Origin of the sequence: Streptococcus oralis, from assembly GCF_023110055.1 — a bacterium.
Taxonomy (GTDB): domain Bacteria; phylum Bacillota; class Bacilli; order Lactobacillales; family Streptococcaceae; genus Streptococcus; species Streptococcus oralis_BY.
Map to the genome: position 1 here is coordinate 418,561 of NZ_JALDVG010000001.1, position 13,322 is coordinate 431,882.

The window sequence follows — 13,322 nt, forward strand, 5'->3', positions numbered from 1 at the left end:
TATGTCAGAAGAATTAGAGATTCAGGTTTTAGCAAAGTCTGAAAGATTTAATGAGAAAAAAGAAGCGTTGAAAGCTTTTAGTGAAGAAATTCCAGAACAATCAGATTTACCAACTGTCCCCCAAGATAATCTTATGTTTGGATTTATTAACACGGAATATGATGTTACTGGTAAGGATTTAAATGCTCTCACTGATGCTGTTCAAAATAAAATGATTGAACAAAACAAGCATATTAAAAAAATTATTCAGGAATTTAATACCATTTACGAAACATTTCAAATATTAGATGATGACTATATTAAAAGAATTTCAGAATCTTTGATTGCAGCCAAAGAGGCAAATAATAAAGCTATACAAGGATTGCACGAGATAGAAGAATATCAAACAGGTAATAAAAAACTATTAGATGATGTTTTTAAACAGAATAAAGATTTAATTGAAATATTGAAGAAACATCATAAAAAGCTAGAAGAGTTAGAACAACTTGAAGAGAAGCAAAGTGAAATTCAAATTGAAATTGATAGTTTAAAAGCGAAACTAAAATCATTAGTGAAAATAGAAAATAGTTTTAACGATTTGCATTTACAAGTTAAAGAAACACAAAATGAACTGAAAAACGACGTAGATAAGATGAATGTTCGATTAATAGACGAAAGTAAAAATCTTACTTTAACAGTCGAGAAATTTCAAACTGAATTAGAGGAAAAACAAAAAGAGATTAGTTTCCTTAGGAAAGGATTCTATGCCTTAGGAATCTTATTCGCTCTAATAGTAGTAATTCTGTTATTTAAAGGAATGTAGATGATTAGTGAAACATATTTAAAACTGTTAAAGTCTGAAGTGAAGAAAATTGATGATTTAACAAATAGTACTTATGAATTAGAAATAATTCTCCAAGATATAGTTGATAATGTTAAAAATGCTGAGTTAGAATTTATAAAACGATTAGGAAACTTAACAAGTAAGGAGACATTCTCTAAAATCAAAGAAAAGCAAACTGGCATTTTGGAATTATTGTATAAATATCTTGGTTCTAGAGTTATTGATACAAATTATTTGATTTTGAAAGAAACAAATAATAAATCATTTGAAGTATTAGCTAATGATTTAAAATCATTAATAGGTTTAGAAAATGTGAAGAAAGAGATTGAAGATCTAGTCGCATTTAATAGAGTTCAACAAAGTAGAGAAAAAATCGGTCTTAAAAAAACAAATAGAACTATGCATATGGCATTTTTAGGTAATCCAGGTACCGGTAAAACTACTGTGGCTAGAATCGTTGGGAATATGTATCGTTCATTAGGAATACTAAGTAAAGGTCACTTTATAGAGGCAAGTAGAACAGACTTAATAGCAGAATATCAAGGACAGACGGCTTCGAAAGTTAAGAGATTGATACAAAAAGCCAAAGGTGGTGTATTGTTTATAGATGAAGCATATAGTATTACTGAAAACGATAAAAGTGATAGTTATGGTCGAGAGTGTTTAACTGAGTTAACCAAAGCATTAGAAGACTATCGTGATGATTTGGTGGTTATTGTTGCTGGATATGATGAATTGATGAAAAAATTTTTTGAATCTAATCCTGGGTTAAAATCAAGATTTAATTATTTTATTACGTTTGAAGATTATACTGTGAACCAAATGTTTGATATTTTTCTTTCATATTGCAAAAATGAAGAGTACATTTTGCATGATTCTGCAAAAGAAAAATTAAAAAAATATTTAGAATTACATAGTAGCAATCCTGAAAATAAAAATGCAAATGGGCGGTTTGTAAGGAATGTATTTGACCGGATAATTATGAACCAAGCAATAAGATTAGCCACACTATCTTTTATTACAAAAGATAATTATATTACAATTCTTGAAGAAGATATTTCATGAATGAATTAGAAAGCAACAAATGAACGGTATTATCAACTTAAAGAAAGAAGCGGGGATGACTTCGCATGATGCGGTTTTTAAGCTGCGTAAGATTTTGGGAACCAAGAAGATTGGTCATGGTGGGACCTTGGATCCGGATGTGGTGGGTGTTTTGCCTATTGCGGTGGGCAAGGCGACCCGCATGGTCGAGTTCATGCAGGATGAGGGTAAGGTCTATGAGGGGGAAATCACTCTAGGTTATTCAACGACGACTGAGGATGCTAGTGGGGAAGTGGTCGCAGAGACTCCCGTTTTGTCTCCTTTGGATGAAACCATTGTCGATGAAGCGATTGTCAGCCTGACTGGGACTATTACTCAGATTCCACCTATGTATTCGGCTGTCAAGGTTAATGGTCGCAAGCTCTATGAGTATGCGCGTGCTGGTCAGGAAGTGGAGCGTCCAAAACGTCAGGTGACTATTTATCAATTGGAACGGACAAGTCCGATCTCTTATGAAGGTCATCTTGCACGCTTTACTTTTCGTGTAAAATGCAGTAAGGGAACCTATATCCGTACCTTATCTGTTGACTTGGGAGAGAAGCTGGGCTATGCAGCTCATATGTCCCATTTGACACGGACTAGTGCAGCCGGTTTACAGCTAGAAGATGCCTTGACCTTGGAAGAAATTACTGAAAAAATGGAGGCAGGGCAACTGGACTTTCTCCATCCTCTTGAGATTGGAACAGGGGACCTTGTTAAAGTTTTCCTAAGTCCAGAAGAGGCTACAGAAGTACGTTTTGGTCGTTTTATCGAGTTAGACCAAACAGATCAAGAATTGGCTGCCTTTGAAGGAGAAAAATTGCTAGCCATTCTTGAAAAACGGGGTGAACTTTACAAACCAAGGAAGGTTTTTATCTAGTCTAACTGAGATGTAGGGATTTGAATTGTTACCCATAATCTATCCAAAATCAGACTATAAATTTTGAAAAAAATATGATAGAATAGACGACAGATAAAAAAACGGAGGATAGCATGCAAAATAGACCAATCATTATCGGAGTGACAGGTGGTTCTGGTGGTGGTAAGACCAGTGTTTCAAGAGCCATTTTATCTCACTTTCCTGATGAAAAGATTTCCATGATTGAGCATGATTCATACTACAAGGATCAGTCTCACTTGACTTTTGAAGAGCGTGTCAAAACCAACTACGACCATCCATTTGCCTTTGATACAGATTTGATGATTGAGCAGATTAAGGAATTGTTGGCAGGGCGCCCGGTGGACATCCCAACTTATGACTATACAGAGCACACACGAAGTAGCAAGACCTATCGTCAGGAGCCTCAGGATGTCTTTATCGTTGAGGGGATTCTGGTCTTGGAGGACAAGCGCTTGCGCGATTTGATGGACATCAAGATTTTTGTGGATACGGATGATGATGTGCGCATTATTCGTCGTATCAAGCGTGATATGGAAGAGCGTGGTCGTAGTCTGGATAGTGTGATTGACCAATATCTTGGTGTGGTAAAACCTATGTACCACCAGTTTATCGAGCCGACCAAGCGTTATGCTGATATTGTCATTCCTGAAGGGGTCAGTAATACCGTTGCTATTGACCTTTTGACGACCAAGATTGCAAAGATTTTGGAAGAAGCACGAAATAGCAAATAATCAGATGAGGAGGCCATGCCTCCTTTTTCTATTTTTCCTTTAGTTTCAGTAGGAAAAAGGTGATTTTTAAGCATGTTTTTGGTATAATAATACCCATGGAAAAGCAAGAAAATGAATAGTAGGTGGAGATGGAAAAGTATTTATCGGTAACAACTTTGACCAAGTATCTGAAAATGAAATTCGATAAAGACCCTTACTTGGAACGGGTCTATTTAACTGGTCAAGTTTCCAACTTTCGTAAACGACCTACTCACCAATATTTCTCCTTAAAAGATGATCATGCAGTCATTCAAGCGACCATCTGGTCTGGGATTTATCAAAAATTAGGTTTCGACTTGGAAGAGGGAATGAAAATCAATGTGATTGGGCGTGTGCAAATCTATGAACCGAGCGGTAGCTACTCTATCATCATTGAAAAAGCTGAGCCTGATGGGGTTGGGGCGCTCGCGATTCAGTTTGAACAACTCAAGAAAAAATTGACAGAAGAAGGTCTGTTTCAAGAACGTTTCAAGCAACCTCTTCCCCAGTTTGCTAAGCGGATCGGTGTGGTGACCAGTCGTAGTGGAGCTGTTATTCGAGATATCATCACGACTGTCAGCAGACGCTTTCCAGGTGTTGATATCCTTCTCTATCCGACTAAGGTACAAGGTGATGGAGCTGCGGAGGAAATTGCTCGAAATATTGCGCGTGCCAATCAACGTGAGGACCTAGATATTCTCATCATTGGTCGTGGTGGGGGTTCCATTGAGGATCTCTGGGCTTTTAACGAAGAGATCGTGGTACGGGCTATTTTTGAATCCCGTTTGCCAGTCATCTCTAGTGTTGGTCATGAGACAGATGTGACCTTGGCGGACTTTGTAGCTGATCGCCGTGCTGCAACGCCAACAGCTGCAGCTGAACTGGCAACACCTGTAACCAAGTTGGATCTTCTGACTCATTTGCAAAATCAAGAAAAGCGGATGGCGACAGCAGTTCAGAATGTACTGTCAAGAAAAAAGGAAGCTCTGAAAAAATGCAGTCAGTCAGTCATCTTTAGACAGCCAGAGCGCTTGTACGATGGATATTTGCAACGGTTAGATCAACTACAACTGCGATTAAAACAAAGTTTGCGAACACGGATTTCTGATAATAAACAGTTAGTCCAAGCAAGGACGCATCAACTAGTCCAATTATCACCTATAACCAAAATCCAGCGTTATCAAGACCGTTTAGGTCAGTTGGACAAGCTCCTACGTAGCCAAATGGCGCTGGTTTATGATGCCAAGGTCGCTGAAGTCAAGCGACTTTCAGAAGCTCTGCTGATGTTGGATACCAGTCGAATCGTAGCGCGTGGTTATGCAATTGTCAAAAAAGAAGAGTCCGTAGTCGATTCTGTTGAGATGTTGAATAAAAAAGACCAAGTGATGCTTTTGATGCGAGATGGTCAAGTAGAATTAGAGGTTAAAGATGTCAAAACAAAAGAAATTTGAGGAAAATCTAGTAGAACTAGAGACCATTGTCCAAAGTTTGGAAAACGGTGAAATTGCTTTGGAAGATGCGATTGCTGCTTTTCAAAAGGGCATGGTCTTGTCAAAAGAGCTCCAAGCGACGTTGGACAAGGCTGAAAAGACCTTAGTCAAGGTCATGCAAGAAGACGGGACAGAAAGTGATTTTGAATGAAGAAGCAAGAAAAATTAGCTCTTGTCGAGTCTGCTTTGGAAGATTTTTATGGAGACCAGCAGTTTGCCTCTAGTTTGCGAGAGTCCGTTCTCTATTCCATTCATGCTGGTGGCAAGCGTATTCGGCCTTTTCTCTTGTTAGAAGTTCTGGAAGCCTTGCAGGTCGCTATTAAACCTGCTCACGCGCAGGTGGCCGCGGCCTTGGAAATGATTCATACAGGGAGCTTGATTCACGATGACCTTCCTGCTATGGATGATGACGATTATCGTCGTGGACGCTTGACCAATCATAAGAAATTTGGCGAAGCGATGGCAATATTGGCAGGAGATGCCTTGTTCCTAGATCCCTATGCCTTAATAGCGCAGGCGGATTTGCCAAGTCAGATCAAGGTGGTCTTGATTGCCAACCTATCCCTTGCTTCAGGAAGTCTGGGAATGGTTGCAGGTCAGGTTTTAGATATGGAAGGCGAACACCAGCATTTGTCCTTGGAAGAACTCCAGACCATTCATGCTAATAAAACTGGAAAATTGCTAGCTTATCCCTTTCAAGCAGCTGCTATCATAGCTGAATTAGCACCAGAAATCCAAGCAAAATTGAAAACGGTTGGTGAATTGATTGGCCTTGCCTTTCAAGTCAGGGATGATGTGTTAGATATGACCGCTAGTTTTGAGGAAATCGGGAAGACTCCACAAAAGGATTTGCAGGCAGAAAAGTCAACCTATCCAGCCTTGTTGGGCTTGGAAGAGGCGATTGCCTTTTGTAACCAAACTCTGGATCAAGCTAATGTAAAATTAGAAGAAATTGCCCAACAGGTTCCCTTCAAGATAGAATCGATTGTGAAAGTAGTAGAAAGTTTGAGAATCAATGGCTAAGGAAAGAGTGGATGTACTAGCTTATAAACAGGGCTTGTTTGAAACGCGTGAACAAGCCAAGCGTGGTGTCATGGCTGGTCTAGTCGTAGCAGTCCTTAATGGGGAGCGTTTTGACAAACCAGGAGAGAAAATCCCAGATGATACTGAACTAAAACTCAAGGGTGAAAAACTCAAGTATGTCAGTCGAGGTGGTCTAAAACTGGAAAAGGCTTTGCAGGTCTTTGATTTATCAGTGGATGGCGCAACCACGATTGATATTGGGGCCTCCACTGGAGGATTTACTGACGTCATGTTGCAAAATGGTGCTGAGTTGGTCTTTGCAGTCGATGTTGGTACCAATCAGTTGGCTTGGAAATTGCGCCAAGACCCACGGGTTGTCAGCATGGAGCAGTTTAATTTTCGTTATGCTGAAAAGACTGACTTTGAGCAGGAACCGAGCTTTGCCAGTATTGATGTGAGTTTTATTTCCCTCAGTCTGATTTTGCCTGCTTTGCACCGTGTCTTGGCTGATCAAGGTCAAATTGTAGCTCTGGTTAAGCCCCAGTTTGAAGCAGGTCGTGAGCAGATTGGGAAAAATGGAATCATTCGCGATGCCAAGGTTCATCAAACTGTCCTTGAATCTGTCACTGCTATGGCGGTTGAACAAGGTTTTTCAGTGCTTGGATTAGACTATTCACCAATCCAAGGAGGACATGGAAACATCGAATTTCTGGCGTATTTGAAAAAGGAAGAGGGAGCAAGTAATCAAGTTGCCCCTGAAATAGAAAAAGTTGTAGAGAGAGCACATAGAGAATTTAAAGATGAATAAAAAAGAGAGACTTGAAAAAATTAGAAGATTTGTTACGGATTACCAGATCGGGACTCAGGAAGAAATTGTTGAGTACTTGAAGGAAGCAGGTATTTCTGCTACCCAAGCCACTGTCTCAAGGGACATCAAGGAGCTTGGGATTGTTAAAATTCCTTTGAAGAACAACACCTATATCTATGAGTTGCCAAAATCAATCGTCAAAAGCTTGCAGTTAGCTGAGGACAATATTGTGAGTTCTGAGTTAATGGGAAATATGATCAACCTTGCTGTCATTCCTGGAAATACTATTTTTGTGAAGAGTCAGTTGGTCGAAGCATTTCCTGAACAGATTTTTAGCTGTCTAGCTGATGATGATTCTATCTTAATTGTAGCTAGAACAGCAGAGGCAGCTGAAGAAATTGTTGAACAAGTCAAAAAATGGTAGGTCAGTATGTTACTTGAAATTTCGATAAAAAACTTTGCCATTATTGAGGCGATTTCGCTCAATTTTGAAAAGGGTATGACTGTTTTGACCGGGGAAACGGGTGCTGGAAAGTCTATCATTATCGACGCTATGAATCTCATGTTGGGGGCTCGTGCAACGACAGACGTTATTCGCCACAGTGCGCCAAAGGCAGAGATTGAGGGGCTTTTCTCGGTTGAAAACAGTCGCCTTTTACAGGAACTTTTTGATGAGCAAGGTTTAGAATTGGGCGATGAGATCATCATCCGCCGGGAAATTTTGCAAAATGGTCGTAGTGTTAGTCGCGTGAATGGTCAGATGGTCAATCTTTCTGTCTTGCGTGCTATTGGGCAACACCTTGTGGATATCCATGGTCAGCATGACCAAGAGGAGTTAATGCGTCCTCAACTGCACATCCAGATGTTGGATGAGTTTGGTGATGCTGCTTTCTTGGACTTGAAGGAGACCTATCAGACGAGCTTTGATGCCTATCGCAAAATGCGTAAGCAGGTTTTGGAAGTCAAGAAAAACCAACAGGAACACAAGGCTCGTATTGAGATGTTGGAATTTCAAATGGCAGAGATTGAGGCTGCAAACTTGCAGGCTGGTGAAGACTTGGTTCTCAACCAAGAACGAGATAAACTCCTCAATCATAAAAATATTGCGGATACGCTAACCAATGCCTATAGCATGTTAGACAATGAGGAATTCTCCAGTCTTGCTAATGTCCGTTCAGCCATGAATGACATGGAAAGTGTCGAAGAGTATGACCCTGAATACCGTGAAATTTCAAGTTCTCTATCAGAAACCTACTATGTTTTAGAAGATATTACCAAGCGTTTGGAAGATATTATTGATGACTTGGATTTTGATGGCAATCGTCTCATGCAGGTTGAAAATCGCTTAGACCTTATAAATACTATTACCCGCAAGTATGGTGGAACTGTGGACGATGTCCTGCTTTATTTTGCCAAGATTACGGATGAGTACAATCTCTTGACTGGAAATAATCTTTCTTCCGAAGATATGGAAGCAGAACTCAAGAAATTGGAAGTTAATCTTGTTGATTTGGCAGGTCAGCTTGCATCTGCTCGCCATGATTTGGCCCAGCAGCTTGAAGCCGAGATTAAGCAAGAATTGCAAGATCTCTATATGGAGAAGGCTCAATTTCAGGTTCGCTTTAGTAAGAGTAAGTTCAGCCGTGAAGGAAATGAAGCAGTCGAATTTTACATTTCCACCAACCCAGGTGAGGACTTTAAGCCCTTGGTCAAAGTTGCATCTGGTGGGGAATTGTCTCGTCTCATGCTAGCTATTAAGTCTGCCTTTTCTCGTAAGGAAGGTAAGACTAGTATTGTCTTTGATGAGGTGGATACAGGAGTCTCAGGTCGTGTTGCCCAAGCTATTGCGCAGAAGATTCACAAGATTGGCCAACATGGTCAGGTTTTAGCTATTTCTCACCTACCGCAAGTAATTGCGATTGCAGATTACCAATTCTTTATTGAAAAGATTAGTGACGAACATTCAACAGTATCGACAGTTCGTCTCTTGACTTTAGAAGAACGAGTAGAGGAAGTTGCTAAGATGTTAGCAGGAGAGAATGTAACAGAAGCAGCCCTTACCCAAGCGAGAGAATTATTGCAAACGAGGGAGAAATAAATGACGGACTATTATGTAATTGGAGATGTTCACGGGAAAGCAGGTATGCTAGAAGATCTGCTCAAGACCTGGGATGGTCAAACTCAGTTGCTCTTTCTAGGAGATTTGATTGACCGTGGTGAAGACAGTCGCCGTGTTCTAGAAATGGTCAAAGACTTGGTCGACAATCAAGGAGCTATTTGTTTATCAGGTAATCATGAGTATATGTTTCTGACTTGGCTCGATGACCCAGAAGAAAGCTATGACCATTATCGTCGCAATGGTGGTGATACAACCATTAACTCAATTTTAGGTCGTCCCTTGGATGCACCAGTTGATGGCGTAGAAGATGCCAAGCGTGTTGCGACTGAAGCGGCAGACTTGGTCGAATTTATTCGTCAAATGCCATTTGTGGTAGAGACAGACAAATATATCTTTGTTCACGCAGGTATTGATTTAACTTTGGATGATTGGCATGAAACAACAGATTACAAGAAAGTCTGGCTCAGAAAACCATTCCACGAAGCTGAAAATCATACTGGAAAAACCATTGTCTTTGGGCATACACCGGTTTATGGTTTGCTCAAGCAAGACCGAGGTACAGCTGAGCTTTGGATAACAGAGGATGGCAAGATTGGTATGGATGGAGGAGCTGTCTATGGTGGTGTCCTTCATGGAATCATCTTTACAGACCAAGGAATGACCGAACACTACTTTATCGAAAATGATGGCTTTATTGCCGAAGATTAGTACTCCTAGCAGGGTATGGTCTTGTCAAAATGTTAAAAACAATTTATAATTAATAGATACCCTGAAAGGAAGAGCATCATGAACTTAGAAGATTTGAAAAAACGACAGGAGAAGATTCGAAACTTCTCTATTATCGCCCATATTGACCATGGGAAATCAACCCTAGCAGACCGCATTTTGGAAAAGACGGAGACGGTTTCTAGTCGTGAAATGCAAGCCCAGCTTTTGGATAGTATGGATCTTGAGCGTGAACGTGGGATTACCATTAAACTCAATGCCATTGAGCTGAATTATACTGCAAAAGATGGTGAAACCTATATTTTCCACTTGATAGACACACCTGGGCATGTGGACTTTACCTATGAAGTTTCACGTTCGCTAGCCGCCTGTGAAGGGGCGATTTTGGTAGTTGACGCTGCACAAGGAATTGAGGCACAAACTCTTGCCAACGTTTATCTAGCATTGGACAATGATTTGGAAATCCTGCCCGTCATTAACAAGATTGACCTTCCAGCAGCTGATCCAGAGCGCGTGCGTACGGAGATTGAGGATGTCATCGGACTGGATGCCAGCGAAGCAGTCTTAGCTTCAGCCAAAGCTGGTATTGGTATTGAAGAGATTCTTGAGCAAATTGTTGAAAAAGTACCAGCTCCAACTGGTGATGTTTCAGCTCCATTAAAAGCCTTAATTTTTGACTCAGTTTATGATGCCTATCGTGGGGTTATCCTCCAAGTTCGTGTCATGGATGGAGTTGTCAAACCTGGCGATAAAATTCAGCTCATGAGCAATGGCAAGACATTTGACGTTACTGAGGTTGGAATTTTCACTCCAAAAGCAGTCGGGCGTGATTTCTTAGCCACAGGTGACGTTGGTTATATTGCGGCTTCTATCAAGACGGTTCAAGATACTCGTGTGGGTGATACAGTGACTCTAGCAAGCAATCCTGCCACAGAGCCCCTAGATGGATACAAGCAGATGAATCCGATGGTCTTTGCAGGTCTTTACCCAATCGAATCAAACAAGTACAATGACCTACGTGAAGCCCTAGAAAAATTGCAGCTCAACGATGCCAGCCTGCAGTTTGAACCAGAAACATCTCAGGCGCTGGGATTTGGTTTCCGTTGTGGATTCCTTGGACTTCTCCATATGGATGTTATCCAAGAGCGTTTAGAGCGTGAGTTCAACATCGACCTCATCATGACAGCTCCGTCAGTTATCTACAAGGTTAACCAAACTGATGGTGAATCTATGGATGTGTCTAACCCCTCTGAATTTCCAGACCCAACCAAGATCGCGACCATTGAAGAGCCGTATGTCAAGGCTCAGATTATGGTACCACAGGAGTTTGTCGGAGCAGTTATGGAACTAGCTCAGCGTAAACGTGGGGACTTTGTGACTATGGATTATATTGATGATAATCGTGTCAATGTTATCTATCAAATTCCACTTGCTGAAATCGTCTTTGACTTCTTTGATAAGCTTAAGTCTTCGACGCGTGGTTATGCAAGTTTTGACTACGAATTGTCAGAGTACCGTCCATCTAAACTGGTCAAAATGGATATCCTTCTCAATGGGGACAAGGTGGATGCCCTCAGCTTTATCGTTCACAAGGATTTTGCCTACGAACGTGGGAAACTCATCGTGGATAAGCTCAAGAAAATCATCCCTCGTCAACAGTTTGAGGTACCAATTCAAGCAGCTATTGGGCACAAAATCGTGGCTCGTACTGATATCAAGGCCCTTCGTAAGAACGTACTTGCCAAGTGTTACGGTGGTGACGTTTCTCGTAAACGCAAACTCCTTGAAAAACAAAAAGCTGGTAAGAAACGGATGAAAGCTATCGGATCAGTAGAAGTCCCACAAGAAGCCTTCCTTAGCGTCTTAAGCATGGATGAAGAATAGAATTATAAAATAAAACTCTTGAAGATTTTTCAAGAGTTTTTGCTTTAAATGTGAGCTATAAAATCGCAAACTAACAGAATAGATTAGGTTAGAATTTGACAGAAGTCCTTATTTTTCTTATAATGCAGATGGAAAGGTGGTAGGATGAAAAAATTATTAATTTTAGGTACTGTTGTTACTATTAGTGCTTTTTTAGCTTCATGCTCCAATAAATCGCAAACAGCAACCGATGAAAGTTCGTCTACAGTTGTTAGTTCTTCTAGCAGTCAGGAAACGAGTAGCTCTAGCTCTGCTGTTTCTGAAGCGAAAAAGGAAGAGACGCAAATCATCGGTTCGAATGAATATGGATTTGTCAAGGTACCCAAATCATGGGTTCGATTCCATGAAGTAGAAGGTGGAAATGATATACAGTATAGTGATGGAACAGATATCAACATTGTTACGCTGAATACCTTCAAGGCTGAGCAGTTCAATATCAGCGAAGAAGAATATACTAAACTGGATGTTGTGACTGTCTCATCTAGTATTTTGACTTCCAAAGAACAAAGCTCTGATTTCAGTAAGGTTTGGGGCTCCAAATCGACCATTGGAGGCTATGAAGCCTATGTTGTCAATGCAATTGCTAAGTCAGGGAAATACCTCGTTACCTGGGTTTTCCGATCAAATGATGGTAAAATCCGCTATGTTTCACTTGAAGGGGATGGGGAAACTTTAAAAACAATCTTACCGATGGTTGAAAGTAGCTGGTCAACTACTAAAGCTGAATAAATGAAAAAAAGAAGATCCTTGGTCTTCTTTTTATTTTTTTTACGAATAGATAGATGAGTAGAAAAAGAAATGGAGTTGTATATGAAGATCACAAACTATGAGATTTACAAATTGAGAAAAGCTGGGCTGAGCAATCAACAAATTTTAACAGTTCTTGAATACGACGAGACTGTAGATCAGGAGCTCTTGCTAGGTGATATTGCAGAAATATCTGGGTGTCGTAATCCTGCTGTCTTTATGGAACGCTATTTCCAGATAGATGATGCACAGTTGGAGAAGGAGTTTCAGAAATTTCCATCCTTTTCTATTCTTGATGACTGTTATCCTTGGGATCTGAGTGAGATTTATGACCCTCCAGCTCTCTTATTTTATAAAGGAAATCTAGACTTATTGAAATTTCCAAAGGTTGCTCTTGTAGGGAGTCGTTCATGTTCGAGTCAGGGAGCAAAGTCGGTTCAGAAAATTATCCAAGGCTTGGAAAACGAGTTAATCGTGGTCAGCGGCTTGGCCAAAGGAATTGATACCGCTGCCCATATGGCTGCGCTCCAGAATGGAGGGAGAACGATTGCTGTGATTGGAACAGGATTAGATGTTTTTTATCCCCGAGCCAATAAACGTTTGCAGGAACACATTGGCAATCACCATTTGGTACTTAGCGAGTACGGACCTGGTGAGGAACCCTTGAAATTTCACTTTCCAGCTCGTAATCGAATCATAGCAGGACTATGTCGAGGGGTCATTGTAGCAGAGGCAAGGATGCGTTCTGGTAGTCTTATTACTTGTGAGCGAGCTATGGAAGAAGGGCGTGATGTCTTTGCCATTCCAGGAAACATTTTAGATGGGCATTCAGATGGCTGTCACCACCTGATTCAAGAGGGAGCAAAGCTGATTTCCAGCGGTCAAGATGTGTTGGCTGAGTTTGAATTTTAAGGAGAAATTTGTTCACTC

The 13,322-nt window shown here is 40.6% G+C and carries 14 protein-coding genes; all 14 read left to right on the top strand.

Annotated elements, in window-relative coordinates; translation table 11 throughout:
• The first annotated feature begins 1 nt into the window (after position 1).
• The 14 genes from M1G01_RS02005 (at position 2) to dprA (ending at position 13,304) form a co-directional block, all read left to right on the top strand.
• A complete protein-coding gene (locus M1G01_RS02005; protein WP_084920715.1) occupies positions 2–802 on the top strand; it encodes a hypothetical protein in 801 nt (266 codons plus the stop codon).
• Complete coding sequence (locus M1G01_RS02010) at positions 803–1,888, top strand: AAA family ATPase (protein WP_084920717.1); 1,086 nt, start codon at positions 803–805, stop codon at positions 1,886–1,888.
• Between the two features lie 19 nt (positions 1,889–1,907).
• A complete protein-coding gene (gene truB / locus M1G01_RS02015; RefSeq protein ID WP_247931040.1) occupies positions 1,908–2,786 on the top strand; it encodes a tRNA pseudouridine(55) synthase TruB in 879 nt (292 codons plus the stop codon).
• Between the two features lie 113 nt (positions 2,787–2,899).
• Complete coding sequence (gene udk, locus M1G01_RS02020; protein WP_001181376.1) at positions 2,900–3,538, top strand: uridine kinase; 639 nt, start codon at positions 2,900–2,902, stop codon at positions 3,536–3,538.
• 128 nt (positions 3,539–3,666) lie between these two features.
• Positions 3,667–5,007, top strand: a complete 1,341-nt coding sequence (gene xseA, locus M1G01_RS02025) for an exodeoxyribonuclease VII large subunit (RefSeq protein ID WP_084881775.1) — start codon at positions 3,667–3,669, stop codon at positions 5,005–5,007.
• Positions 4,985–5,197 carry an exodeoxyribonuclease VII small subunit gene (locus M1G01_RS02030; RefSeq protein WP_061420846.1) on the top strand — a complete coding sequence of 71 codons (213 nt, stop codon included), beginning with the start codon at positions 4,985–4,987 and terminating at the stop codon, positions 5,195–5,197. Before xseA ends, M1G01_RS02030 begins: the two co-directional genes overlap by 23 nt.
• A complete protein-coding gene (locus M1G01_RS02035; RefSeq protein WP_247931041.1) occupies positions 5,194–6,069 on the top strand; it encodes a polyprenyl synthetase family protein in 876 nt (291 codons plus the stop codon). The genes M1G01_RS02030 and M1G01_RS02035 overlap by 4 nt, the downstream gene beginning before the upstream one ends.
• Entirely contained in the window at positions 6,062–6,877 is an 816-nt protein-coding gene (locus M1G01_RS02040) for a TlyA family RNA methyltransferase (protein WP_084881776.1), read from the top strand. The genes M1G01_RS02035 and M1G01_RS02040 overlap by 8 nt, the downstream gene beginning before the upstream one ends.
• Positions 6,870–7,301 carry an arginine repressor gene (locus M1G01_RS02045; RefSeq protein WP_084881777.1) on the top strand — a complete coding sequence of 144 codons (432 nt, stop codon included), beginning with the start codon at positions 6,870–6,872 and terminating at the stop codon, positions 7,299–7,301. Before M1G01_RS02040 ends, M1G01_RS02045 begins: the two co-directional genes overlap by 8 nt.
• Positions 7,302–7,307: 6 nt before the next feature.
• Complete coding sequence (gene recN, locus M1G01_RS02050) at positions 7,308–8,975, top strand: DNA repair protein RecN (RefSeq protein ID WP_247931042.1); 1,668 nt, start codon at positions 7,308–7,310, stop codon at positions 8,973–8,975.
• Positions 8,976–9,704, top strand: a complete 729-nt coding sequence (locus M1G01_RS02055; protein WP_247931043.1) for a metallophosphoesterase family protein — start codon at positions 8,976–8,978, stop codon at positions 9,702–9,704.
• Between the two features lie 78 nt (positions 9,705–9,782).
• Entirely contained in the window at positions 9,783–11,606 is a 1,824-nt protein-coding gene (lepA, locus tag M1G01_RS02060) for a translation elongation factor 4 (protein ID WP_001047157.1), read from the top strand.
• 144 nt (positions 11,607–11,750) lie between these two features.
• Positions 11,751–12,374, top strand: a complete 624-nt coding sequence (locus M1G01_RS02065; protein ID WP_247931044.1) for a hypothetical protein — start codon at positions 11,751–11,753, stop codon at positions 12,372–12,374.
• Between the two features lie 81 nt (positions 12,375–12,455).
• Positions 12,456–13,304, top strand: coding sequence for a DNA-processing protein DprA (gene dprA, locus M1G01_RS02070; protein ID WP_247931045.1), 849 nt, complete (start codon positions 12,456–12,458; stop codon positions 13,302–13,304).
• The last annotated feature ends 18 nt before the right edge of the window (positions 13,305–13,322 follow it).